The organism is Pseudoalteromonas sp. APC 3495, from assembly GCF_030407645.1.
Lineage (GTDB): Bacteria > Pseudomonadota > Gammaproteobacteria > Enterobacterales > Alteromonadaceae > Pseudoalteromonas > Pseudoalteromonas tetraodonis.
Genome location: NZ_JASDDA010000035.1, coordinates 16,551 through 42,503, shown reverse-complemented (window position 1 = coordinate 42,503; position 25,953 = coordinate 16,551). Strand labels below are relative to the sequence as shown.

At 40.4% G+C, this 25,953-nt stretch carries 21 protein-coding genes and 1 rRNA gene; 15 read left to right on the top strand and 7 right to left on the bottom strand.

All coding sequences use genetic code 11. From position 1 onward, the window contains the following. Nucleotides 1-126: 126 nt before the first annotated feature. Both rrf and glsB read left to right on the top strand, forming a co-directional pair. A 5S ribosomal RNA gene (rrf, locus tag QL984_RS13795) occupies nucleotides 127-241 on the top strand. A gap of 439 nt (nucleotides 242-680) precedes the next feature. Then, on the top strand, nucleotides 681-1,604 hold the full coding sequence (gene glsB / locus QL984_RS13790; protein ID WP_028835530.1) for a glutaminase B: 924 nt from the start codon (nucleotides 681-683) through the stop codon (nucleotides 1,602-1,604). Between the two features lie 22 nt (nucleotides 1,605-1,626). On the opposite strand, the gene QL984_RS13785 is transcribed toward glsB, so the two are convergent. Then, a complete protein-coding gene (locus QL984_RS13785; RefSeq protein WP_013464270.1) occupies nucleotides 1,627-2,931 on the bottom strand; it encodes an inosine/guanosine kinase in 1,305 nt (434 codons plus the stop codon). Nucleotides 2,932-3,108: 177 nt separating this feature from the next. Here QL984_RS13785 and tadA point away from each other — a divergent pair, with 177 nt between their 5' ends. After that, the gene (gene tadA, locus QL984_RS13780) at nucleotides 3,109-3,615 is read left to right on the top strand and encodes a tRNA adenosine(34) deaminase TadA (protein WP_013464271.1); all 507 of its coding nucleotides are present in this window, start codon (nucleotides 3,109-3,111) and stop codon (nucleotides 3,613-3,615) included. Here tadA and QL984_RS13775 read toward each other — a convergent pair. Then, nucleotides 3,612-3,782, bottom strand: coding sequence for a hypothetical protein (locus QL984_RS13775; RefSeq protein WP_008468235.1), 171 nt, complete (start codon nucleotides 3,780-3,782; stop codon nucleotides 3,612-3,614). The genes tadA and QL984_RS13775 overlap by 4 nt on opposite strands. A gap of 126 nt (nucleotides 3,783-3,908) precedes the next feature. Continuing rightward, on the bottom strand, nucleotides 3,909-5,354 hold the full coding sequence (mltF, locus tag QL984_RS13770) for a membrane-bound lytic murein transglycosylase MltF (protein ID WP_024601837.1): 1,446 nt from the start codon (nucleotides 5,352-5,354) through the stop codon (nucleotides 3,909-3,911). Nucleotides 5,355-5,565: 211 nt separating this feature from the next. Between mltF and purL the strand changes: the two genes are divergently transcribed. The 4 genes from purL to QL984_RS13750 all read left to right on the top strand — a co-directional run bounded on the left by purL (nucleotide 5,566) and on the right by QL984_RS13750 (nucleotide 12,544). Further along, the gene (purL, locus tag QL984_RS13765; protein ID WP_024601838.1) at nucleotides 5,566-9,456 is read left to right on the top strand and encodes a phosphoribosylformylglycinamidine synthase; all 3,891 of its coding nucleotides are present in this window, start codon (nucleotides 5,566-5,568) and stop codon (nucleotides 9,454-9,456) included. Nucleotides 9,457-9,552: 96 nt separating this feature from the next. After that, complete coding sequence (locus tag QL984_RS13760; protein ID WP_024601839.1) at nucleotides 9,553-12,009, top strand: YdbH domain-containing protein; 2,457 nt, start codon at nucleotides 9,553-9,555, stop codon at nucleotides 12,007-12,009. Next, a complete protein-coding gene (locus QL984_RS13755) occupies nucleotides 12,006-12,203 on the top strand; it encodes a YnbE family lipoprotein (protein WP_028835526.1) in 198 nt (65 codons plus the stop codon). Before QL984_RS13760 ends, QL984_RS13755 begins: the two co-directional genes overlap by 4 nt. A gap of 11 nt (nucleotides 12,204-12,214) precedes the next feature. Further along, nucleotides 12,215-12,544 (top strand): YdbL family protein, encoded by a 330-nt coding sequence (locus QL984_RS13750; RefSeq protein WP_008468219.1) that lies wholly within the window; start codon nucleotides 12,215-12,217, stop codon nucleotides 12,542-12,544. 327 nt (nucleotides 12,545-12,871) lie between these two features. Here QL984_RS13750 and QL984_RS13745 read toward each other — a convergent pair whose 3' ends face one another. Then, nucleotides 12,872-13,420: a DUF1415 domain-containing protein gene (locus tag QL984_RS13745; RefSeq protein WP_036956738.1), complete on the bottom strand. Its 549-nt coding sequence runs from the start codon at nucleotides 13,418-13,420 to the stop codon at nucleotides 12,872-12,874. Beyond that, a complete protein-coding gene (gene waaA, locus QL984_RS13740) occupies nucleotides 13,417-14,700 on the bottom strand; it encodes a lipid IV(A) 3-deoxy-D-manno-octulosonic acid transferase (RefSeq protein ID WP_036956739.1) in 1,284 nt (427 codons plus the stop codon). Before waaA ends, QL984_RS13745 begins: the two co-directional genes overlap by 4 nt. Nucleotides 14,701-15,024: 324 nt before the next feature. Between waaA and QL984_RS13735 the strand changes: the two genes are divergently transcribed. Then, the gene (locus QL984_RS13735; RefSeq protein ID WP_028835523.1) at nucleotides 15,025-15,615 is read left to right on the top strand and encodes an SIS domain-containing protein; all 591 of its coding nucleotides are present in this window, start codon (nucleotides 15,025-15,027) and stop codon (nucleotides 15,613-15,615) included. Continuing rightward, nucleotides 15,615-17,054 (top strand): bifunctional D-glycero-beta-D-manno-heptose-7-phosphate kinase/D-glycero-beta-D-manno-heptose 1-phosphate adenylyltransferase HldE, encoded by a 1,440-nt coding sequence (gene hldE / locus QL984_RS13730; protein WP_036956740.1) that lies wholly within the window; start codon nucleotides 15,615-15,617, stop codon nucleotides 17,052-17,054. The genes QL984_RS13735 and hldE overlap by 1 nt, the downstream gene beginning before the upstream one ends. Nucleotides 17,055-17,118: 64 nt before the next feature. Here hldE and QL984_RS13725 read toward each other — a convergent pair whose 3' ends face one another. Further along, entirely contained in the window at nucleotides 17,119-18,666 is a 1,548-nt protein-coding gene (locus QL984_RS13725) for a capsule assembly Wzi family protein (protein WP_290172867.1), read from the bottom strand. 169 nt (nucleotides 18,667-18,835) lie between these two features. Here QL984_RS13725 and QL984_RS13720 point away from each other — a divergent pair, with 169 nt between their 5' ends. Both QL984_RS13720 and QL984_RS13715 read left to right on the top strand, forming a co-directional pair. Then, on the top strand, nucleotides 18,836-19,909 hold the full coding sequence (locus tag QL984_RS13720; protein WP_290172866.1) for a glycosyltransferase family 1 protein: 1,074 nt from the start codon (nucleotides 18,836-18,838) through the stop codon (nucleotides 19,907-19,909). Then, nucleotides 19,906-20,991 (top strand): glycosyltransferase, encoded by a 1,086-nt coding sequence (locus QL984_RS13715; RefSeq protein ID WP_290172865.1) that lies wholly within the window; start codon nucleotides 19,906-19,908, stop codon nucleotides 20,989-20,991. The genes QL984_RS13720 and QL984_RS13715 overlap by 4 nt, the downstream gene beginning before the upstream one ends. Nucleotides 20,992-20,997: 6 nt before the next feature. On the opposite strand, the gene QL984_RS13710 is transcribed toward QL984_RS13715, so the two are convergent. Then, the gene (locus QL984_RS13710) at nucleotides 20,998-21,717 is read right to left on the bottom strand and encodes a 3-deoxy-D-manno-octulosonic acid kinase (RefSeq protein WP_290172864.1); all 720 of its coding nucleotides are present in this window, start codon (nucleotides 21,715-21,717) and stop codon (nucleotides 20,998-21,000) included. A 123-nt stretch (nucleotides 21,718-21,840) separates the two neighbouring features. Between QL984_RS13710 and QL984_RS13705 the strand changes: the two genes are divergently transcribed. From QL984_RS13705 to tdh, 4 genes are all read left to right on the top strand, one after another. Next, nucleotides 21,841-22,902 (top strand): glycosyltransferase family 9 protein, encoded by a 1,062-nt coding sequence (locus tag QL984_RS13705; RefSeq protein ID WP_290172863.1) that lies wholly within the window; start codon nucleotides 21,841-21,843, stop codon nucleotides 22,900-22,902. Further along, entirely contained in the window at nucleotides 22,899-23,468 is a 570-nt protein-coding gene (gene gmhB / locus QL984_RS13700) for a D-glycero-beta-D-manno-heptose 1,7-bisphosphate 7-phosphatase (RefSeq protein ID WP_024601849.1), read from the top strand. The genes QL984_RS13705 and gmhB overlap by 4 nt, the downstream gene beginning before the upstream one ends. 163 nt (nucleotides 23,469-23,631) lie before the next feature. Further along, nucleotides 23,632-24,828, top strand: a complete 1,197-nt coding sequence (locus tag QL984_RS13695; protein WP_058154271.1) for a glycine C-acetyltransferase — start codon at nucleotides 23,632-23,634, stop codon at nucleotides 24,826-24,828. Between the two features lie 52 nt (nucleotides 24,829-24,880). Continuing rightward, on the top strand, nucleotides 24,881-25,906 hold the full coding sequence (tdh, locus tag QL984_RS13690; protein ID WP_010390995.1) for an L-threonine 3-dehydrogenase: 1,026 nt from the start codon (nucleotides 24,881-24,883) through the stop codon (nucleotides 25,904-25,906). Nucleotides 25,907-25,953 lie beyond the last annotated feature (47 nt).

The following is a 25,953-nucleotide window of genomic DNA, read 5'->3' as shown; positions in this document are numbered from 1 at the left end:
CGCGTTTTATGTGATAGTGAAACAAGCGAAGAAGTTAATATAACTAAAGTAGATACTTGAAGACTTTATTATCAGAATTCCAAATTTTAGTTAGTGCGTAGCGATACGGATTAACAACCAAATTTGCTTGGTGACAATAGCGTTTTGGACCCACCTGACCCCATGCCGAACTCAGTAGTGAAACGAAACAGCGCCGATGATAGTGTAGCATTTGCTATGTGAAAGTAGGACATTACCAGGATCCAAATAAGAGAAACCCGTTACAGCGATGTGACGGGTTTTTTGCTGTCTGGGATTTAATAAATAGCCAAGAGCCCATGCCGAACTCAGTGGTGGCCTTTCTCGTACATCCTGTGCTCCACGGCATTCGTATTCCTATACATCAAACAAAACAGCTTGGATCTAAACAAAAAAGTGGGATGTTCTATTGTATTGTCGCTATAAATTAGCGCACTGGCTCCAAATAACAGAACCACGTTACAGCAAAATGCTGGTTTTTTATTGTTTTAAATTTGAAGATGAATTACGCAATATCTTAAAAAAAGAGACTGCCAGCCAATCTCATCATGTATATGCTTCCTATCAGATTACTAATAACTTATAGACTTAACATTCTCATGCAGTTATAGATCCTACGTGTTAAAATTTGATTTTAACTTTGCATATTATTGAGGTGTCTATTGCCAACCAGTGATTATCAACGAGTGCTAAATGAGATAACTCAAGAGGTTAAACCTTTATTGAGCCAAGGTAAGGTTGCTGATTATATCCCTGCTCTTGCTGAAGTTGATCTTGAGCAGTTTTCTATTGCCATTTACACCACTGAGGGGGAGATATTTTGCGCGGGTGATTGTGAACAGCGTTTTACTATTCAATCTGTTTCTAAAGTAATGACTCTGACATTAGCGCTGCAACGTTATGGCGATGAACTATGGAGTAGAGTGGGTAAAGAGCCCTCTGGAACAGCATTTAATTCACTGACACAGCTTGAGTTTGAAAAAGGCATACCCCGTAACCCATTTATTAATGCGGGTGCCATAGTTACCTGTGATGCTTTATATAGTCGCTTATCAGCACCCATGCACTCTATGCTGGAAACATTTCGCGATTTATCTGGTAATCGAAGTATCGTAATAGATAAGCAAGTGGCTAATTCAGAGTATGAGTTTAGGCATCGAAATGCGGCAATGGCACACTTAATGAAATCATTCGGTAACTTTGAAAATGAAGTTGATGATGTGCTGTGGTCATACTTTAATTTTTGTGCCATAGAACTTAATTGTATCGAACTTGCTAAGGCGTACAATTTTTTAGCTAATAAAGGGATAGACTATAGTTCTTCTAAACGAGTGCTTTCTAGTCGTCAGAATAAGCAACTAAATTCGTTGTTATTTACCAGTGGTTTATATGATGCGGCGGGTGATTTTGGTTATCGAGTAGGAATGCCGGGCAAATCAGGTGTTTCTGGCACTATATTGGCGGTGTTACCGAATAGATTTACTGTGGCAGTGTATTCCCCAGGATTAAACTCTTTTGGTAATTCAGTCGCAGGAATAGCAGCATTAGAGCTGCTATCTAAAAAGCTTGATATATCGATATTTTAAATACGCTTAGTGCATTGGGATTTTATTGATCCCAATACACTTGCTCTAAACAATCTTCGCGCTCTGGTAAGCCACGTGATAAGCGTGGAGAATGCTGAACCAGCACTTCGTAACTTGCACGGTTGGCGTATTTACTAATTTGAGCGAGCGAAGAGTAGGTAATCGCTTGTTGCTGATGTTTTGCTGAATTAGCAACGTTCAACTTATGATAAACATTCGCTGATAAGTCATGCAATACAGCGGCTAAAGCACAATCACCAGCGCCGTTGGTATTTTTAATCGAGTCAGGCCCGCCCATAAACGGAGCAGTATGACTATATGCCTTTATTGGGTTTTCACAGTCAACTTTACGCATTGCACGTGAAAACTCATAACGATTAAAGTCAGGGATAGCACCAGGCAAAAGTGGATACTCTGTTTCGCGTTTGAAACTGTCATCAACAAAACCGGCCATAAATAAGCCTTTTTCACCGGCAGTACAAATTACTAAATCAACCCAGTCTAATGCTTTGTCGGCAGCTAGTAATGGATCTTCAAATCCAGTAATTGCTTGGCCTTCTTCTTCGTTCATAGCAAGGATATCAACATGCTTTTCTACAAAGTTAGCCCACCATGTCGGATCCTGCTCGATAAGAAACTTAGTACCGAGTGTTAATACAACCGGTACATCTGCATCGTTAGCATACTTGATTGCTTGCATGGTCGCTTCGGTCATGGTTTCATCGCCTTGAGTACGCATTAAATAAGCGCTAATCACTAATGCCGATGAGCCTTCGATTAGCTCTTTATCAATTGACTCAGGCTTTAGATAATTCATCAGGCCAGCACTAATGGCAAAGGTGCGTTCACCCGTTTCATCAATCAATGTGAAACAGCGGCCTATAGGACCATCTACAGGCTGTAAGTAGTCTAAGTCTACGCGACTTGAGTTATTACATAAAAAGCGATAAGCATAACTGCCTATTTTTATGTTTTCACTCATTACACCTAATAGCACCGAACGGTCATCAGCAAGTACGGAATAGTTGTGCATCGTGTTGCCAACGGTTCCGCCTGCGAATTCGTAATCGACCATGTCGTTTAGTTTTAAGCGATCGTATAAAGCATTGGTGATGTCATTATCTATAACTTGCGACATCCCTCGGCGCAATTGAAATTCATCGAGAAAAGCTTGGTCAACCTTAGCTTCTATATCAACAACGATTTGATCGATCCCCGTAATATAGCTGCGGTGTAATCGCTCAGTGGCGTTAAGTTGATTGGTCAGTGGATCTTTGGCTTCCACTGGAAAATAATGTTTATGCCTGCGGCGTCCAGGAAATTTCATTTGCTACCCGTGTTGTGAGCTAAATAAAAAAAGCGTGAGATTATAGCGTAAATCCTGCCTTATGAGCCATGACAAACCACTTAAATTTGTTTTATTTTTGCAATAAAGTGATCAATGACGCATTTTATTGCGCTAAGTTGGTATAATTACGGCATAAAAAATAGTTAAGTAATAATAATGACAGAGCCATTTGACGACCAATATTGGATGGAACAAGCGCTTGTGTATGCAAAACAAGCGGAGCAGCTAGATGAGATCCCGGTAGGGGCTATAATTGTCAAAGATAATCAGCTTATTAGCGCAGGCTATAATCGTTCAATTACTGATAACGACCCGTCGGCTCATGCTGAGATGATAGCGGTACGTGAAGCAGGAAAAGTACTTAATAATTACCGCTTAATTGACTGTACTCTTTACGTCACGCTAGAGCCATGCTCTATGTGCGCAGGTTTATTAGTACATAGCCGAATTAAACGCTTAGTATTTGGCGCAGCCGATGCTAAAACGGGTTCTGCTGGTTCAATTATGAACCTTTTACAAGAACCTCGTTTAAACCATCAGGTAGAAATAACGGGTGGGGTATTAGAAACACAATGTGCAGAGACTATTTCTAGTTTTTTTAAGCGTCGCCGAGCACAAATAAAGGCGGCAAAGCAAGCCGCTCGTAATAGTAACAGCGATTAGTCAGCTGCTGCTATTAAGGCGTCTAATTCAGCCATTTGCTGCATAGCAAACATGCGGCGGCGCCAAATTATTTTTTTATGTAAATTTCTTAACATCACTCGACGACGAGTGGCGGTTGAGTGCTTTATACAACGTTTAAGTTGATGTGTACGTCTACGTTTAAGCATGACTTATCCTTATGTGCTTGGTAATGACACAAAATTTTATACAATTAAGCCAGATTATTGAATAATTGATTACAAGTAAACAACTATTTGATTTTCTGATGTTCAGTTAATTACTAAGCTGCGTATTTATTTTTTTTCTTCAGCGGCATTACTTGTACGTTGCTCTGAATCATCTGGTTTAACGATTTTCTCTTCTGTTTCATTTGTTGAGGTAATCGGAGCTATTGCATTATTTTCATCAAGCCAAACAAGCGCATCGTAATAGCGGCGTATATTATCAACATAGGTCACAGCTACATCACCGCGAGCATAGCCATAACGGGTATTACGATAGTGACGTTTTTTTACTAACAATGGTAAGCGCTTTTTAACGTCGGCCCATTTATCAGGGCTAGCTCCCTGTTGCTTGGTAATAATACGGGCATCGTTAACGTGTCCCCAACCTACATTATAGGCGGCAAGTGCAAGCCAAGTACGATCAGGTTGAGGGATTCGATCCGGGACGCGTTTAATTAATTTTGCTAGGTATTGTGCACCACCGCGTATATTTTGCTCTGGTTCTAAGCGGTTTGTTACACCGACTTGTTTTGCTGTGCGTCTTGTTAGCATCATAATACCACGCACACCGGTTGGTGACTTAGCACGCGGGTTCCACATCGACTCTTGATAACTTAGTGCTGCCAGTAAGCGCCAATCTAGGCTACCTGCATATTGCATAAACCAAGGTTGATATTTAGGCAGTGTTTCTTTAATTGCGTCTATATAGGCCAAGGTATTAACGTAATTAAATTGGCGGACATGACCGAAGTATTTTTCTTCGAGCACATAAAGTTGATTATTTTGTTTTGCTTCACCAAAAAAGGGGACTAATAATGCGTATAGCGAATCATCATTCGACTTTCTTAGTATCCATGCAATTGAATCATTTCGGGTAACTGAAAAGCCAATACTTAAATTAGGGTGATAGCGACGAAATAGCGCTAAAGTATGTGAATCCGCTAAGGTGTAATCTATTTCGCCGTCAATAACTGCTTGTAGTAATTCTTCTTCATCAAACTCTTCGGTTTCATTCCAGCTTAAGTTTGGGTTGGTTTGTTGAATTTCTTCTAATGTTAATGAATGGCTACTTTTAGCGATAACGGTGAAGTTTCCGGTTAAATCATCAAAATCACGAGGGCGTTCACGGCCTTGTTTAAAGACTAATTTTTGGCTAATTGTTCTGTATGTAGGGCCATAGCGATAGCGCTCAGCACGTACTTTATTGTAAGTAAGCCCTGAGGCAATTAAATCGAGGTCACCACTGTCCAAACGCGCAAACATTTCGGATAAATTAAAAAAGGGTACAATTTCAAGCTCTACCCCTAAGTAGTCTGCAAACGCTTGAGAGAGCTCAAATTCAAATCCTTGTTCCCCTTGAACGGCTTGATAGTAATTACTTGCACTAGCAAGTGTACCAATACGAATTTTGTTTTCAGATTTGATTTGGGCAAGCTGTGTTGATTGCTCTTGTGTATTACATGCACACAAAAGTATGACTAACGTAATGATTGTTATTAGCTTTATCTTCAACATATTCGCCTCTTTAGCATCGTACCTCCTGTTATAACAAAACTTACTGATTACGTCACTTATCGTTTAATCGCAGTGAGTAAAAAATAGGTGTAAACAAAAAGAAAAAGTTAATTTAATGAAAAGCGCATTTTTGAGTTAAATCTGAGAGTAATTTGGACTATAATACGCGCCTAAAATATCGTTCAATCCCTAACCCCGGGTGAAATTACTTATGTTGATCCTTCGTGGTGCACCAGCACTTTCAGAGTTCAGAGTTAATAAAATTTTAGCGCGTTGCCAACAATCGCAACTTCCTGTCACCAATGTATATGCCGAATACGCTCACTTTGCCGATTTAACATCGCCATTAAACACTGATGAGCACACCAAACTTGAAAAGTTATTAACCTACGGCCCAACAATTGCTGAGCATGCGCCAGCAGGTCAGTTGGTATTAGTGACGCCTCGTCCTGGTACAATTTCGCCATGGGCTTCAAAAGCGACAGATATCGCTCATAACTGTGGGCTTAAACAAGTTCATCGCGTAGAGCGCGGTATTGCTTACTATGTTGAAGGTGATTTAAGTGCAGAACAGTTAGCACAAGTTGCAGCACTTCTTCATGACCGCATGACTGAAGCTACTCACAGTAAATTAGAAGATGCCGCGCAGTTATTTCGCAGCGATGCACCTCGTCCAATGTCATCAGTTGATATTTTAGGTGGCGGCCGTGAAGCATTAGCCACAGCAAATATAGAGCAAGGGTTTGCGCTTGCTGATGATGAAATTGATTATTTAGTTGAAAACTTTATTAAGTTAGGGCGTAACCCTAACGATATTGAACTGTTTATGTTTGCTCAAGCGAACTCAGAGCATTGTCGTCATAAAATATTTAATGCTGATTGGACTATTGATGGCATTGAACAACCAAAGTCGTTGTTCAAAATGATTAAAAACACCTTTGAGCATAATCCTGAAAATGTATTATCTGCTTATAAAGATAATGCAGCCGTAATGAAAGGCTCAAAGGCGGGTCGCTTCTTCCCGAATGCACAAGGTGAATATGCGTATCACCAAGAAGACATTGAAATATTAATGAAGGTTGAAACCCATAACCACCCAACGGCTATTGCTCCTTTCTCTGGTGCGGCAACAGGGTCGGGCGGTGAGATTCGCGATGAGGGCGCAACTGGTCGTGGTTCAAAACCAAAAGCGGGTTTAGTGGGCTTTACTGTATCTAATTTACGTATTCCTGGTTTTGAACAGCCTTGGGAAAGTGATTTTGGTAAGCCTGGCCGTATTGTTAATGCTCTAGATATTATGACTGAAGGCCCATTAGGTGGTGCTGCGTTTAATAACGAGTTTGGCCGTCCTAATTTATTAGGTTATTTCCGTACTTACGAAGAAAAAGTGACCAGTCACAATGGTGAAGAGGTGCGTGGTTACCACAAGCCAATTATGCTTGCCGGTGGTTTAGGTAATATCCGTGCTGATCATGTTCAAAAAGGCGATATTCCAGTTGGTGCAAAACTCATTGCACTAGGCGGCCCTGCAATGAACATTGGCTTAGGCGGTGGCGCTGCATCAAGTATGGCATCGGGTCAATCAAATGAAGATTTAGATTTTGCCTCTGTACAGCGTGAAAACCCAGAAATGGAGCGTCGTTGCCAAGAAGTCATCGACAAATGTTGGCAGCTAGGTGATGCAAATCCAATTGCGTTTATTCATGATGTGGGTGCAGGTGGTTTATCTAACGCTTTCCCTGAACTTGTTAGTGACGGTGGACGTGGCGGTAAATTTCAGCTTCGCAATATCCCAAATGATGAACCGGGCATGGCACCACACGAAATTTGGTGTAATGAATCGCAAGAGCGCTATGTACTCGCTGTCGCTGTTGAAGATTTTGATCGTTTTGAAGCTATTTGTAAGCGTGAAAGAGCGCAATATGCGGTTATTGGTGAAGCAACTGCAGAGCCTCATTTAACGGTTGCTGATAGTCACTTTGAAAATAATCCTGTTGATTTACCTCTCGATGTTTTATTAGGGAAAGCACCTAAAATGCATCGTGATGTAACATCACAACAAGTGTTAGGTAAAGCACTCGACGTTGAAAATATCAGTGCTGCTGATGCTGCAGAACGTTTATTACGTTTACCAACCATTGCTGAAAAAACCTTCCTCATTACTATTGGCGATCGTTCGGTAACAGGTTTAGTAGCACGCGATCAAATGGTAGGCCCATGGCAAGTACCAGTAGCTAACTGTGCAGTAACCGCAGCAACGTATGACACTTACCATGGTGAAGCAATGTCACTGGGTGAACGTACGCCTGCAGCACTACTTAACTATGGCGCTTCAGCGCGTTTAGCAGTGGCAGAATCGTTAACGAATATTGCCTGTGCAAACATTGGCTCTCTTGAAAATATTAAGTTATCTGCAAACTGGATGGCCGCAGCGGGACACCCAGGAGAAGATGCCGGTTTATACGAAGCGGTAAAAGCGGTGGGTGAAGAGTTATGTCCGGCACTTGGGTTAACAATTCCTGTAGGTAAAGATTCTATGTCGATGAAAACGACATGGAAGAACGAAGATGATGCTACAGAGCAATCTGTAACATCACCGTTATCGCTTATTATCACTGCTTTTGGTCGTGTTGAAGACGTACGTAAAACAGTGACCCCACAGTTACGAACAGATAAAGGCGATACATCGCTTATTTTAGTTGACTTAGGCGCGGGCAAAAACCGACTGGGCGCATCAAGCCTTGCTCAGGTTTATAAGCAATTAGGTGATACAACACCTGATGTAGATAGCCCAGAGCTACTAAAAGGTTTTTACAACGCAATGCAAGCGCTAGTCGCTGATAGCAAGTTGCTTGCGTACCATGACCGTTCAGACGGTGGTTTATTTACCACTATCGCTGAAATGGCGTTTACCGGTCACACCGGTGTTACCGTTGATTTAGCGACTTTGACCGGCTCTGATATTGAAGCGCTTTATAACGAAGAGCTAGGTGCTGTAATTCAAGTAGCGAATAGCGATTTAGAGGCTGTAAATGCGGTATTTGAGCAGCATGGAGTTGCCGCAATTAGTCATGTGATTGGCTCGCTAAATAACGACGATAACATCGTGTTTAATCGTGGTGAGCAAACAGTACTTAATCATACTCGTACTGAACTTCGTACAATTTGGGCCGAAACAACGTATCAAATGCAAGCGCGTCGTGATAACCCAGATTGTGCTAAGCAAGAGTTTGACGCTAAGTTTGACGCAAAAGATCCTGGCTTAAATGTAAAACTTAACTTTGATTTAAATGAAGATGTTGCAGCTCCATATATTGCAACTGGTGCTAAACCGCAAATGGCTATTTTACGTGAGCAAGGTGTAAACTCTCATTTAGAAATGGCAGCTGCATTTAACCGTGCGGGCTTTGCAGCGGTTGATGTGCACATGAGCGACATTTTAGAAGGGCGCTTAACACTTGAGCAATTTAAAGGCTTAGTGGCGTGTGGCGGTTTCTCTTACGGTGATGTGCTTGGTGCGGGTGAAGGTTGGGCTAAGTCAATACTGTTTAATGACATGGCACGCGATCAATTCCTAAGCTTTTTCCATCGTGAAGATACCTTTAGCTTAGGGGTATGTAACGGTTGTCAAATGCTATCAACATTAAAAGAGTTGATCCCAGGTACTGAGCATTGGCCACGCTTTGTAACGAACAAGTCAGAGCGTTTTGAAGCACGCTTTAGCTTAGTTGAAATACAAGAGAATCCATCGGTATTCTTTAATGGTATGGCGGGCTCGCGGATGCCAATTGCGGTATCTCATGGTGAAGGCCATGCAGAGTTTGCAAACGAAGCAGCAACAAAAGCAGCACTTGCAAGTGGTACTGTAGCGGTTAAATTTGTTGATAACTACGGCAACCCTACAACGCAATACCCAGCGAACCCGAACGGCTCGCCAGAAGGTATCACAGGTATTACATCAACAGATGGCCGTGCAACTGTAATGATGCCACATCCAGAGCGTGTATTTCGTACTGTTGCTAACTCTTGGCACCCAGATGAGTGGAAAGAGGATAGCCCATGGATGCGTATGTTCCGTAATGCGCGTAAAAATGTAGGTTAATATACACACTAGATTCATGATCTGGATGTAAAATAAAAAAGGCTGCCTTGTGCAGCCTTTTTTGATTATAGTGATTAAAAAACATGTAAGGATAATATGTTTAAGCGCATTGGTTTAATTGTTGGCACTCTTTTACTGAGTCTATTATTACTCGGGTATGTATTTCGCTTGCCTTTACTACAATGGGCCATTGCCCCTGAACTTAAAAAAGCAGGTGTCACATTAAGCTGCCTCGATTTTTCAATTACCTCAAAGTTAAATATACATGCCGACACTGTGTGTTTAAATTACCAAAACCAACAATTACAACTCTCTGATATTACTGCAAATACAAAGCATGTCAGTGTTCAAAGTGCAATATTAACGCTCAATCCATTACCTAAAAGTGATAACGCTAATCAACCGGCTAAACAGCTTGAGATAGCGCTACCTTCAAATCGCCCACTCATTAATATTAAACAGCTTGTAGTAAACAGTAATCAGCTCAGTAAACCATTAAAATTTAGTGTATTAGAACCTGCGCTAAATCAATTTAATGTAACGGGCGATATAAATGCGAGTGCGATTTTAACCACCAATAAAATAAGTGGTCAGCTAGCAGTTGATGACATTCTGTTAAAACAGGTAATAAACACTAAAAACACCTTATTCGATGCTGTTAACTTTAATACTCAACAAGCGTTTAGTTTTGACGGGATTGAGCTTAAGTTGAACGGGGGGATTAGCGCTCAATTTGCTCATACGTTTGAGAAATGCCAATTTAATTTATTAGCCACTGGCCAGATGGCTACTCGCTTTAATTTAAATAACCAAGCGTTAATCCTAGATACCGGTTCACTTAATAACAAAATTAATTTAACCCCTCGCTGTACTGAGTTAATTCCACCAAGTGAGTACGCAGATTTTGTAAGCAAACAAGTTGCTTTAAATTGGCAGGTTAAGCTTTCTAAAGCTCTTCGCTTAGAACAGGGGGAGCTGAGTATTCCAGTAATTAATGTGATGAGTGAAGGTAATAAACACTTTGATATTTTAATAACAGACACCGCACTCTCTATAAACGCTTTGCTTGATAATATGCAGGCAAAGGTGTCTGCTCAAATAAGCACGCCAGATATAAACAGCATTAATATAAGCGCTCAGCTAAATGGTACTAAAGTTAAAGGTGATTACAACGTTGAGCTTGAAAGGCTACCCGCATTTATTCCTGTTACTGCTAATACGCTTAATTTCAGTGGTTACTTTGAATTAAGTGAATTTATTGACTCAAAACCTGTCGGGTACACACAGAGTAAATTTTCCGTTGCTAGCTTTGAAGCTTTTGATGTAAAAGCAGTGCATTATCAAGGTGGTTTAACCGCGAAAATGGATAAACAGCTAAATGCAGAAATTACATTAACTAATCAGTTAAAAAATGCGGCATATAAAGAATTTAAACTTACCAATATAAATAATAGTCTCACGGCAAAAGCAAACCTAGGTGTAGGTGAGTTATTTGCTCATTTAACTGCGAAAACGCAAATTAAGGCTCTTAATAGCGCTGATATAAGACTGAATAATATAAAAATAGACTCGAGTGGATTACAAAGCCGTGCACTTAAAGCGTCGCACCATGCGTTTATAGATGATATTGAGTTGGTGGTAAATCATCATATATCGTCACAGGCGCATCCGTTTGAGGTGATTGTGCCAGCGCAAAGTGTGTTGCCATTAAACACCTTTATTAATCATTTTTATCCACTTGCTAAGCTGACAAAAGGTACTTTTAACGGCAATATTAGTGGCGATGTCAATTTACAAAGGGCATCCTTTGATATAGATATTCGCCAATTAAGTGGACTTTATAATGACTACCTTGCAAGTGATTTTAGTAGTGTATTTAGCGGGGAGTTTAATTCAGGTAGGCTTAATGTAAAACCGACTACCTTTCATTTAAATGAGTTTAGAGCGGGCGCAGTTATCAAAGGCCTTAAAGGGCAATGGCTCGTCAATAACAATAATGTGCTTGTTAGTAATGTTGAAGGTAATGTGCTTGGCGGTACATTTTTATTAGATAACTATACGCTTGGACAAGAAACCCAAGTTAGCACTGTAACGTTTAATAATATTGATGCAAGTAAGCTGATCACCCTTGATGATAAGTCGGGTATTACTTTAACAGGGCGTTTGGCTGGTACACTGCCGGTGAGCGTTAATAAAAATGGTGTGCACATTAGCCAAGGCAGTCTGTTTAGTCAAGGCGAGGGCAATTTAAAAATTAGCAATAATGCTGCATTTGATTCTGTGATGCAGCAACAACAAGAGTTGCAACCTGTACTGGGGTTATTGACTGATTTAGATATTCAAAAACTCAATAGCAGCGTTGTACTTAAAAATGATGGTTGGTTAAAGCTTGGAGTTAATTTACAAGGTTATAATCAGCAAGCGCAGCAGCAAGTTAACTTTAATTACAACCATGAAGAAAACATATTTACGCTTTTACGGGCACTGCGTTTAAGTGATGAAATTACACAAAAAGTTGAGCAACAATTTTCACAAAAAGGAAATGGGCAATGAGACAGTCGTTATCGATAAAAGTGCTGCTCGCGTTAGCAGCAATATCAGCGCTAAGTGCGTGTACGCATCGTGTTGAGGTGTCGGCTAAAGAGCCAATCACTATTAATTTAAATGTTAAGGTTGATCATGAAATTCGTGTCAAAGTAGATAAAGAGCTCGATAATTTATTTAGCGATGACAGTGAGTTATTTTAAGGAGCTAGAATATGAATATTAAAAATAAATTAAATATAGTAACCCTAATTAGTGCCGTTTGTATGTCATTTTCAGTTTGGGCTATGAGTTTAGATGAAGCTAAAAGCCAAGGCTTAGTTGGTGAAAACAGCTCAGGCTACCTTGGATTAGTTGTACAAAATACAGAAGCAAAAGCGGTTGTTGATGACGTTAACGAAAAACGTAAGGCACAGTACTTAAAATTAGCTAAAAAGAATAACTTGTCACTTGCACAAGTTGAGGCATTGGCAGCGGCAAAAACAATCGAAAAAACGCAAAGCGGCCACTACATTGAAGTAAACGGTAGCTGGGTCAAAAAATAAAGTTAACGGGTTAACTAGGGTCTGTTGATCTTTCAAGGTTAAATTTGCAGCAGTCTGTTTGGTATTTAGGCAAGGCAGAGCCTATGTAGTGTGTTATTCCCCATAAATAGGCGATAACGCAGCATCAATGCCAAACAGGCGCTGCCCTTCGGGTTCTGCCTGCCTACATGGATGTAGGTAAGGGGCGTGAGCAGGACGCGGAAGCTTTGCTCGGTTTTTACTTAGCCCACTAGATTACAAACCTCGCGCCGCGATTAAACCGCCCCTAGTTTGAACAAATTGTAATCCGCAAAGGTCAACAGACCCTAAAGGTATTAAAAGCCGAGCTTATACGCTCGGTTTTTTACAGTTCTCTAATAATTGTTGCCAAAAATCAATACCTTTTCGGCGTGCTAAGTTTATATTATGCTCAGGAATAGACTCAGGTTCGTCATAATTTTCAAGTGCTTCACTCATACTTGCTTCACGAATTAGGTGCAAGGTAGGAAACGGCGCTCTATTTGTGTAGTTGGCCGCATCGGTTTCATCGCTATCGGCAAATACATAATCGGGGTGAAAATTAGCAATTTGATATTTACCTTCAAAGCCTTGTGCAACCAATAGTGCATTTGCTAAATCGACTAAATCTAAAAAGTCTTCAAAGTCACTAAAACCGTTATCGAACATGATTAGCGTGGTTTCTCGTTCGCGCTCGCGGTCAAGCTCGATACATTGCTCAAGCATATCCATTACAGCATCATCGATAGTCTTAGCGTTACTTACAATGTAATGAATACAGTTGTTTTCGACTTCTTTACGGGCAAACGGACAAAAGTTATATTTTACAATAACTGATGAAACCCATTCTCGGGTTTGGCTAATAGCTATGTTATTCACTGTTTTGGCTCTAAGTATTGATTAATAATAGTGAGTGTTTTTTTTATGGCGCCTTGGTTTTTAGCAACACATTGCGCCGCTTTTGTGCCGAGCGTTTGGCATGCCTTTTTATTTTGGCTAAAGGTAATGAGTTGTTGTGCCAGTTCATCTGAATTTTCTACCACGCATGCCCCTTTGAGCTTTGTTAACTCAGGATAGACATGATCAAAGTTATAGGTATGAGGGCCTGTTATTACACCGACCGAAAATGCGGCTGACTCAAGCGGGTTATGACCACCACGACGAATCAAACTACCGCCAATATAACTAACATTAGCCGCGCCGTATAAGCACTGTAATTCACCTAGCGTATCGGCAAGTAAAACGTGTTCGTTTTGGTAATTATTTTGGCTACGACGACTAAAGCTTAAAGTACTTTGTGTGAGTAGTTCAGCCACTTTATCAAATTGCTCGGGGTGTCGCGGGGCAATAATCAATAAAGCATCAGGCTGCTTTTTTAACAACTGCTGGTGGGCATCGAGTATTAATTCATGCTCTATAGGGTGAGTAGAGCCTGCCACCCATATAAAACGTTCTTGGCTATTATAGTACTGTTTGAGCACGCTCACCTTTGTAAGTTGCTCTTGATTGGGGCTTATATCAAACTTGATTGAACCTGTAACATGGCTTTTTGAAGGCTCAAGCCCAAGTGTAATAAAACGCTCTGCATCTGTTTTATTATGACTGGCTAACGCAGTAATAGATTGCATAATACGGTGAGTTAACTGCGCAACCTTTTGATAACCCTGCTGCGACTTTTCAGAAAGTCTCGCATTAACAACCAATACCGGGATTTTTTTGTTATGCGCATTAGCCATAATATTTGGCCACAATTCAGTTTCTAAAATACATAGTAACTGCGGTTTTACGCGTTTTAAAAATCGAGCAGTGGCAAAAGGAAAATCGATAGGTAAATAACTAATAGCGACGGTATCTTTAAATTGTGCTGTTATTTGTGCGCGGCCAGTTGGGGTATTACAAGTGATCAAAATATTTAGCTGCGGGTGCTCATTTTGCAACGCTTTAATTAATGGCGTTGCTGCTAATACCTCACCTACAGAAGCACAATGAATAACAACAGGTTTAGTTTTATTAGAAAATAAACAGCGACGTACAAACCCAAAACGTTCTTTAAAATGCGCGCGATAACCCGAATTTTTTTTACCACGTAATACATATAAATAAAATATGATCAAAGGGCTAATAATGATTAGTGCAAGTGAATAAAAAGTGCGTGCCATACTGAGCTTTGTTTAATGTAATTGTAGCTAGTTTATCGTGAAACGGCTTATTTCTAAACATACAAAGTATAAAAGTTGGTTTGAGTTCATTTACTAGGGTATAAACTAAATCAATGTCATTCAAATCACGCTATTGCATCAGTTACATGATTTTAGGAAATGCTTATGGTTACTTTTATAACAAAAACGATTTCCATGCAGTAAGCCTTTGATTTTAGTTTCTGTGAAACATCTAATTTAGTTATATAGAGGTGATTTGGCTATAAAATTATGGAATAATGAAATTAATTTTTCCTGCCATTTCAGTTCCAAGAGGAATATCTCATGTCAATTATAGATTCAGTGGCAACCAGCTACCTAGAAAGTTTAAACCGTCATCAAGTATTGTTTGAAACAATGGAGGCGTATCATCAAGAGGTAATGCAGTTGCTAGAAGCATGTCATAGTGCTTTACAAGCTGGTGGTAAGGTTGTTTGGTTTGGTAATGGCGGCAGTGCTGCCGATGCTCAGCATTTAGCTGCAGAGTTTGTGGTGCGTTATAAATTAGAGCGAGGCCCATTAGCGTCTATTGCTTTAACCACAGACACGTCTATTTTAACGGCGCACAGCAACGATTATCATTTTGATACTGTGTTTGAGCGCCAAGTACAGGCGCTATGTAAACCTGAAGATATCGTGATTGGTTTAACTACATCAGGTACCAGTAAAAATATCAATTTAGCATTAGAAGCTGCTAACAAAATAGGGGCATTCACGGTTGCATTTACTGGCCGTGACGGCGGGCAAGTAAAAGATATTGCAAAGTTACCTATTATTATTAAAAACGACGAAACCGCGCGTATTCAAGAAGCACACATGTTTATTGGCCATTGGTTATGTGAAGCCATGGATATGGTTGTTGCGGAGCAGCAGTAATGGATTTATCTTTACTAAAGAACTTATCAGCAGCACGTATTTTAGTGGTGGGCGACGTGATGCTCGATCGCTATTGGTATGGTGATTCAGGGCGTATCTCACCAGAAGCGCCAGTGCCCGTTGTTAAAGTAAGTAAATTTGAAGACAAGGCTGGCGGTGCGGCTAACGTGGCTAAAAATATAGCCCGTTTAGATGGTAAAGTGGGGTTGTTAGGCCTTATTGGTGAGGACGAAAGTGGGCAAATTTTAGAAAATATTTTAGAAGGTGAAAAAATAAATTCACAGCTTGTCAGCGTGTGTGATTTACCGACTATTTCTAAAATGCGTGTAATTAGCCGTCATCAGCAAGTGGTACGTTTAGATTTAGAAGAAACTTTTAACGAATCACATAGCCAGCTTTTATTAAATCGATTAGAGCTTGTGTTAAATGATTACGATTTTATAGTGTTTTCTGATTACAACAAAGGCTCGCTATCGCTGATCAAAGAGATGATAAGTGTGGCCAAAAAAGCAGGTAAAACGGTACTTGTTGATCCTAAATCATCGGACTTACAGTTATATCGCGGTGCTGATTATATAACACCTAATTTAAATGAATTTAAATTAGCAGGCGGGCAAGTGGGCTCAGAAGAGACACTTGCAAGTAGTGCACGAAACCTCATTAGTGATGCGGGTATAAAGGCGATGTTACTTACCCGTTCAGAGCAAGGTATGTCGCTTATAAATGCCACTGAAAAATATGATTTTGCAGCTCAAGAGCTTGAGGTCAGTGACGTAACTGGCGCTGGGGATACTGTTATTGCAACCCTTGCTGTTATGTTAGGTGCGGGCATGATGCCTAAAGATGCGGTAGAAATTGCTAATTTAGCAGCCGGTATTGCGGTGAGTAAATTGGGTGCGGCTACGGTTTCTCCAGAAGAGTTAAGCCGAAAACTGGGGCAATACTTACAAGCAACTGGCGAGCATTATCAAACCCCGTTTGATGACGTATTGCAGCATATTGAATTTGCTAAGCAAAATGGTGAAACGATTGTATTTACTAATGGTTGCTTTGATATTTTGCATGCAGGGCATGTGCGGTATTTAGCGCAAGCTAAAGCCCGTGGGGACAGATTAGTGGTTGGTTTAAACAATGATGAATCTATTGCTCGTTTGAAAGGCCCAGAACGCCCAATAAACCCATTAGATGAGCGCGCCATGGTCCTCAGTGCACTTGCCTCCGTTGATTGGGTTATCCCGTTTGGAAGTGCTGATGAAAATGACACGCCGGCAAAACTTATCGAGCAAATAAGCCCTGATATTCTTGTCAAAGGCGGCGACTATACGGTAGAACAAATAGCCGGTGCGGAGCATGTGCTGCGCCATGGCGGAAAAGTCGAAGTGCTTGAGTTTTTAGATGGCTGTTCAACATCAAAAGTGATTAGCAAAATAAAAAGCTAGTTAATGAAATCAAAAAAAGGGGATAAACTGCAGTTTATCCCCTTTTTTAATGTTATTAATGAAACTAAAAGTTGTATTCGAACTTAGCAAATGCAGAGGTATCGTTTTCTGCTCCATCGTTATTAGAGGCAAGTCCGCCAAGGGTTAAACGCCCCCCCATGGCAAGCATTCTGTAGCGTACTTCAAGTTGTTTAGAACTAAAGCCTGTTTTAGTAATCGAATTACCTAAATCTGGATTATTTGGGTAACGGTCACGGTTGTCGCTGTTGTAGTCAATATCACGTAATTTTACTTGCCAGTCAGTTCCGCTTGAGAGTTGCCCAAGTACAGTAAGTACTAGTGATTGAGCATCATTATCATAGGTAGAGCCGATAGGGCGACCATGGTAACGGTATCCTGATTGGTAATCAGTGTGCTCATAATAGCAATTTTCGGTCGTTGACCCCGCAGAGCAAGAGACACCTGTATCAATGTATTCTAAGTTGACTAGTAAATTCTGCTCGTAAACACGATGTGTTGTTTGTAAGCCAAATAAGTACGCTCTATCAGCTGGTTTAAACTGTGAGCTCGCATCTTCACCAATCGTACTGGCATAAACGGCATAAGGTTGATTGAACAACGTATCAGACCAGCGAATATCAATACCAGCTAATTGATTACCTATTTTTGACTCTAACTGGCTATCACAATTAGAAGTGCCATCAACACATTTTGTATCACCGGCAATCATATCAATAAAATCACTAGCCGAGCTTGGTTGTCCCTTACCAGCCCATTGTGCTGACCAGCTCAGTGCTATTTCTAATTGTTGAACGGGGCGAAAGTTAACCCGAGTGCTCCACAATAACGCATCAGGAATAACGCGGTTTGATTCAAGTTTAGCCATTTGTGCAGTAAAGCTCCACTGACCAATCCAACTCAGCCAAGGTGTTTCAAATGCACTGCTTTGCTCTCTGCTGATACTTATTGCAGGAAGTGGTTTGGCGTTACCGGACATAATTAGACTGTTATCAACGCCTGGGCCCCAAAACTGTTCAACCGCACCGGCTCTAAATATCCAATTACCCAAACGATACGCTAAATAGCTATCATCAAGTGAGGTATCATTGCAGTCAGTCAGTGCTTGCTCATTGTTAACTATATTGTCTGTTGTTTTACCGTTGATTAAACACTTTTTACCATCACTGCGGTGATTAAGCGCAATTTTGGCTGCAAAGTTATGTCCTAGGTAAGCATAGGCTGCTGTTAATTCTGACTCTTGGGTATTCGTTGCACCAAAGCTGGTGGTCGCTAATGGGTCTGAGCTGGCAAATGCAGAAAGTTGAACACTATGTGAACCACTGTTTTCTGACTTATAACGATGTTTTACACGCAATAACGCATCTTGTAAGCGAGGTGGTAATTGCTCTAGTCCGGCATTATCGATATCAGCAATAAAGCTTTTCCACATTAACGGGTAGGTAGTTACCGGGGCTAAAATAACACCTGCATCGGCAAGTTGCTGGATATCAGCTCTTAACCCAAAATCATCAGGTTTAACCCAGGGTTCAGCATAAACAGGGGTACTCATTGCACAAAAAAGCGAAGAAAGTATAAAAATTTTGTTTCGCAAAGCTCAGATCCTTGTGATTGAAATTGCCGGTAAGTTTAGCAATCTAAGCATCTTATTGCAGTAATTAAATCTAAATTGGTATGTTAAATCATATAGAAAAATGCTTACCATCTATCGCTAAAAAGTTGCCATTGGTATACTGCAGGTCAAATAAGCCAGTGAGATTGTAATGAGCAAAAAACGACTTTTATTTATTCCTGTGTCATCACCAGAAGGTATTGGTGAATATATGCGCTCGTTGCAATTAGCACAAACGTTAAAAAGTGATTACCAAGACGCCTTAGACATCCATTTTATTTTAAATAAGCATACTGCTTATGCTAAGCACTGCCCATTCACTACCACACTACTAAGTCAGTCGCCAACTAAGGAAGTTGAAGCAGTTTGTGAATTAATTGAGCAGTACCAGCCAGATGTTGTGCTGTTTGATTGTGCAGGGCGCGCTGAGCAAATGAAAGCGGCGAAAAAAGTGGGTGCTAAAGTAGTCTTTATTTCGCAGCATGCAAAAAAGCGGGCAAAGGGCTTAAAACTTAATAGATCTGGTCTTATTGATACTCATTGGGTGGTTCAGCCTGATTACTGTATTGAACCTCTTTCATGGTATGAAAAGCTAAAATTGAGCATGTTGCCTTTGGCCTATCCTGCTAATGTTGGGCCATTTACAGTGTTTGCATCAGCGCAACAAAAATGCAATGCACTAAACCGTTATCACTTGAAAGAGAAAGAATTCTTTATTGTTAACGCCGGCTCAGGCGGGCATACAGTTAATGGCGTGAATTGCGCAGATATATATTTTCAAGCAGGGCTTGTTATTGCTAAACAAACAGGCTTGAAAGGTGTGGTGGTATTTGGTCCTAATTACACTAAGTCGCTACCTAAAACCAATGAGTTAATTTGTTTGCCAAGCCAAGAGGGAACTGAATTTTTAGCCTTACTCAGTCAGGCTAAAATTGCATTACTGAGCGCGGGTGATACTTTACTACAAGCTATTGCTTTGCAAACCCCAACCATTGCTTGTGCTATTTCAAAAGATCAGAGTGATCGAGTCGCACGTTGTGCAGCCACTGGCGTTGTTAAACAAGCTGAGCTTGATATTTTAGACATCACTCAAAAAGTGCAAGAGCTACTTACTGAGCCAAATTATAACAATACACTCAGCCAATATATGTTGTTAGAAAATGTACATAGCTTTGATGTTATAACGAATGGTGTAAAAGTACTGTTGCAGGGGAATAAGCTATGAATATTGTCATTGTAATTGACTCTCTTGTTGGTGGTGGCGCTGAAAAGGTAATGCTTACATTAGCGCAAGAGATGGTATTAAAAGACCACAATGTGACTATCTTGTCATTGGCGCAAAATATTGAATATGACATTCCAACCACTTTGAACGTTGAAAGTTTATTTTCAGGTCGAGCAACAAAAGTAGATCGATTTTGGCAGATAAAAAAGAATATCAGAGTGTTAGAGTCATGGTTTGAGCAAAAGTTACGGCAACTTGGGTCTATTGATATAGTACTTTCTAATTTAGATCGTAGTAATAACTTATTAGCGCAGAGTAAAATAAAAAATATCCATTTTGTTGTTCATAACTCAGTTAATGCAGAGCTCGCTAGGCAAAAAAAACTAGGCCCGCTTTCATACTTATATCTTAAAAAGAGTAAACAAAATCTTAATGGTAAATCACTGATCTGCGTGTCCAAAGGGGTTGAAGAAGAAATACAACAAGGCAGCTTAATAACCCCAAGTGCTATTACCACTATTTATAATCCATTCAATTTTAAAACAATCAATGATAAAGCTAATGAGGTGAATACAAATATACCCGATTCTCCCTATCTTATTCATGTGGGACGTTTAGCTAAACAAAAACGCCATGATATTTTATTTTCTGCATTTGCCAAGTTAGATAAAAAATACAAATTAGTGCTGTTATGTAACAAAAAAGAAAAGGCATTAAAGTTAGCCAAAGAATATGGTATTGAAAATCAGCTTATTGTTCCGGGATTTGTACAAAACCCATATAACTGGATAAAGCAGGCAAAAGCTTTATTGTTAAGTTCAGACTTTGAAGGGTTTGGTAATGTGCTAGTCGAGGCTTTAGCAGTAGGTACGCCTGCTGTCAGTACTGAGTGCCCTCATGGTCCAAGTGAAATACTTACGGGTGAACTAAGTAAATATCTAGTACCTATTGGCCAAGGTGAGCTCCTAGCGCTCGCAGTTAAGCAAGTGCTCGCAGATAACCCAAATGTAACCAACGCAGCTATTTTAGAAAAGGTGTGTGCCGATAGAGTAACAGAGCAATACTTAGCGTTAGCAAACTAGTTTTTATTAGGTTAACCCATTATGGTAGTGTTTACTTAAACTTTGCCAATCGTTTTCTTGCCAATGAAAGCTGCTATTGCGGCTTTGCTCTTTTAAAAATGAGCGCTGTAGGCGAGACATGTTGCTTTGTTGCCATTTTTTATCGGGGGTTTTTATTTCGCCGCGGTCAAAATCGATAATAAAAACGTTACCACTGTCATCAAATAAAATATTATTAATATTTAAATCAGCGTGATAAACCCCTTTATTATGAAATTGTGCAATAGTTTGCGCTATTTTTTTTATTTCAATATCATTCAATGCGCGTTCAATCAGTATATCTAATACGCTTTTAGCGCCGCTAACCGCTTCAGTAATAATATCACCTCGGTAAATAAAACCATGGCGGCTCACTTTAGCGGCAATAGGTTTTGGTACATTTAAACCTAGCTCTATTAATTGTGTCATCAAGCTAAACTCTTTATAAACACGGGTATGCTCAAGCCCCCAGTACAAATACTGATCACTGAGTAGCTTTCCTATCAGGCCGCCACGCCAATAATGGCGCAACACAGCCGTTAAATCAGCGTGTTTAAAAAACCATGCGGTTGCACGTCCCTTTTTAGCGCCAACAATTTTTTGCTGTTGCTGCCAAAAGTCGGGGCTAAACCAATCTAACTCTATCTGGCTGCTATATTGAGGATGGCTCAAAATGACATGGTTATTTTTGACGTGTTGATTAAACATAGCTCATAGGGTTCGCTTTAATATGTGCACATATTAACGTGTTTTAACGCTAAGGATAAGTACTTGCAATGACGCGATTATAATTTAAGATCAGGTTTTATTATTTTACCTCCAAGGAAACGTGTGACTTCAGCGCCTACTTACACTTCAATTTGTATTTTACGTCTTTCTGCTATTGGTGATGTATGCCATGCAGTAAGTGCGGTACAAGCTATTCAAAAAGCACACCCAAATGCCAAAATTACATGGGTTATAGGTAAGGTCGAGGCGATGCTGTTAGCTGACTTACCAGGCGTTGAGCTTGTTGTATTTGATAAAAAACAAGGTAAAGCGGCACTGAAACAGTTAAAGCAAACCTTTAAAGGGCAGTGTTTTGACGTACTGCTTAATATGCAAGTGGCTTTAAGAGCAGGTTTTGTTGCTCGCTGTATTCCTGCCAAAGTTAAAATTGGCTTTGACTGGGCTCGTTCAAAAGAGCTACATAGTTTATTTATTAATAAACGCATTAAAGCCCAATCTCAGGCGCATGTTTTAGAGGGATTTAAAGGCTTTGCCCAAGCGATTGGTGTTGATGATTATGTCCCTGTATGGAATATGCCCTTTACCAACAAAGATCAAGCTAAAGCGGATGAGCTGTTAGGTGACGATTATTTATCAAATAAGCTATTTGTTATTTCGCCAGCAGCAAGTAAAGCACAGCGTAACTGGTTAGCCGATCGCTATGCTGCGCTTGCGGATTATGCACATACACAGGGGTTTAAAATAGTATTAACTGGTGGACCGACTGAACTGGAAATTAATTTAGCAAATAACATCATTAAACACTCTGATTCACCCATTCTGAACTTGGTGGGTAAAACAAAACTCAAAGAATTATTGTGCGTACTTAAGCGTGCAGACTTAGTACTGGCACCTGACACAGGCCCAGCTCATATGGCGGTGACTGTGGGTACGCCCGTTATTGGTTTATATGCGCATTCAAACCCAGCGCGTACGGGGCCTTATTTATACCAAGACTACGTGGTTGAGGTTTACCATCAAAACTTAGTAAAGCAAACAGGTAAAACCGCCGAGCAATTGCCTTGGGGTACTCGTGTTAAAGGCGATGATTTAATGAGTCAAATAACCACCGATGTAGTAAAACAAATGTTTGATCATGTTGTTAAAAAAGAGTCACTGTTATGAATCAAGAAAACACTAACAAGGCGCTTTTTTTAGATCGAGATGGCGTAGTAAATGTTGACCATGGTTATGTGTTTAAAAGCGAAGAGTTTGAATTTATAGACGGTGTGTTTTCAACATGCAAAGCGTTTTATGATGCGGGCTATAAAATAATTATAGTGACTAATCAGTCAGGCATTGGCCGTGGTTATTATTCTGAGAGCGAATTTTTAGCGCTTAGCGAGTGGATGAAAGCGCAGTTTAGCGCTCATCAAATTGAAATTACGGACGTTTATTTTTGTCCTCATCATCCTAAAAACGCATTACCAGATTATTTAAAAGAGTGCGATTGCAGAAAACCAGCGCCTGGCATGTTACTTCAAGGAATAGAAGATCATCATATCAACCCTGCACTTAGTGTGATGGTGGGTGACAAATTAGGTGACATGCACGCTGCCATTAGCGCTAATGTACGTACCAAAGTACTGGTACGTTCAGGGCAAAAATTTGATGACAAAGCTGTAAATTTTGCTGACTATGTTTGTGACTCAATCAACGACCTTCCGGCTTTATTTGCTGATCTAACGTAGTACACATCTCAAGCCTGTAAACTGGCAGCTTTTCCTGCCAGTTAGGCAATTTGCGACGAATGACAAACAGTGCAATTTGGCGCTTAAACTTTTACAATACCCGCATTATAAATAGCAGCAACACGTCTGCTGTTTAACCCGTTCAACCAAATGGAGATCACAGATGAGAGCATCTGCTTTTTTTAGCCAATTACAACAGCAAATCGAAGACGTTAAAGCGGAAGGTTTGTACAAGAATGAACGTGTTATCACTTCGCAGCAGCAAGCTCAAATTGAAGTGGCATCAGGCGAAAAAGTTATTAATTTTTGTGCTAACAACTACTTAGGTTTAGCTAACAGCCCAGAGCTTATTAAAGCGGCGCAACAAGGCTTAGATGACCATGGGTTTGGTGTGGCTTCTGTGCGTTTCATTTGTGGTACACAAGATATTCATAAAACGCTCGAGAAAAAAATCAGTCAATTTTTAGAAACTGAAGACACCATTTTGTACTCATCATGTTTTGATGCCAATACGGGGTTGTTTGAAACCATATTAGGTGCAGACGATGCGATTATTTCTGATTCATTAAACCATGCTTCTATTATTGATGGCGTACGTTTATGTAAAGCAAAACGTTTCCGTTATGCAAATAACGATATGGCTGATTTAGAAAAGCAATTAATGGCAGCCGATGAAGCCGGTGCTAAAACTAAATTAATTGCAACCGATGGCGTATTCTCAATGGATGGCGTTATTTGTAACTTAGAAGCCGTATGCGACTTAGCTGATAAATACGATGCACTTGTTATGGTTGATGACTCACATGCAGTTGGTTTTGTTGGCGAAAACGGTAAAGGTACACCTGAGTACTGCAACGTGCTTGATCGTGTTGATATTATTACTGGTACCTTAGGTAAAGCACTAGGTGGAGCCTCGGGTGGTTATACCTCAGGTAAAAAAGAAATTGTTGAATGGTTACGTCAGCGTTCTCGTCCTTACTTATTCTCAAATTCGTTAGCGCCTTCAATTGTAACGGCGTCAATTAAAGTGTTAGAAATGCTTGAAAATGGCGGTGAGCTTCGCGCTAAGCTATGGTCAAATGCTAAATACTTCCGTGAGCAAATGGAAGCGGCTGGTTTTACCTGTGCAGGTAAAGATCATGCGATTATACCTGTGATGCTAGGAGACGCCAAAGTAGCGTCACTTATGGCTGATAAGTTATTGGCTGAAGGGATTTATGTAACCGGCTTTTCATTCCCTGTTGTACCAAAAGGGCAGGCGCGTATTCGTACCCAAATCTCTGCAGCGCACAGCAAAGAACAGCTTGATACAGCCATTGCAGCATTTACCCGTATTGGTAAAGAGATTGGTGTTATTTAATTTTCTTGTTAAATCGCGGCTGAAGTCGCGATTTTTTAATTGAGTGTGAATTATGAAAGCATTATCAAAGTTAAAAGCAGAGCCAGGCATTTGGATGACAGATGCACCAAAGCCTGAAGTGGGTCATAACGATCTGTTAATTAAGATTCGTAAAACGGCTATTTGTGGCACCGATGTGCATATTTATAAGTGGGATGAGTGGGCACAAAACACCATACCGACGCCTATGGTGGTTGGCCACGAATACGTGGGTGAAGTAATTGACATGGGACAAGAAGTTCGCGGTTTCGAAGTTGGCGACCGTGTATCAGGTGAAGGTCATATAACCTGTGGCCATTGTCGTAACTGTCGTGCTGGGCGCGTTCACTTATGTCGTAATACAACAGGGGTCGGTGTAAACCGCGAAGGCGCATTTGCAGAGTATTTAGTGATTCCTGCATTTAATGCGTTTAAAATCCCAGATAATATTAGCGATGAACTTGCCTCTATTTTTGACCCATTTGGCAATGCAGTACACACGGCTTTATCGTTCGATTTAGTCGGTGAAGATGTCTTGATCACCGGTGCTGGCCCAATTGGTATTATGGCTGCAGCTGTGGCTAAGCATGTGGGTGCACGTCATGTGGTTATTACTGATGTAAATGAATACCGCCTAGACTTAGCACGTAAAATGGGCGCAACGCGTGCTGTAAACGTCGCGAATGAAAAGCTTGAAGATGTAGCTAAAGAGCTGGGTATGACAGAGGGCTTTGATATTGGCCTAGAGATGTCAGGTGTACCAAGTGCATTTAATGCCATGCTAAATAACATGAATCATGGCGGCAAAATTGCCATGTTGGGAATTCCACCTTCAGATATGGCGGTCGATTGGAATCAAGTTATTTTTAAAGGCTTAGTGATCAAAGGTATTTACGGTCGTGAGATGTTTGAAACTTGGTACAAAATGGCTAGTTTGATTCAATCAGGGCTTGATTTAAAACCAATTATTACTCATCAGTATTCAATAGATGACTTCCAAGCTGGCTTTGATATGATGATTTCAGGCCAATCGGGTAAAGTAATTCTTAACTGGGATTAATTACCCCTTGTTAAGAGAATTAAAGGCGGCATTTGTCGCCTTTTTTG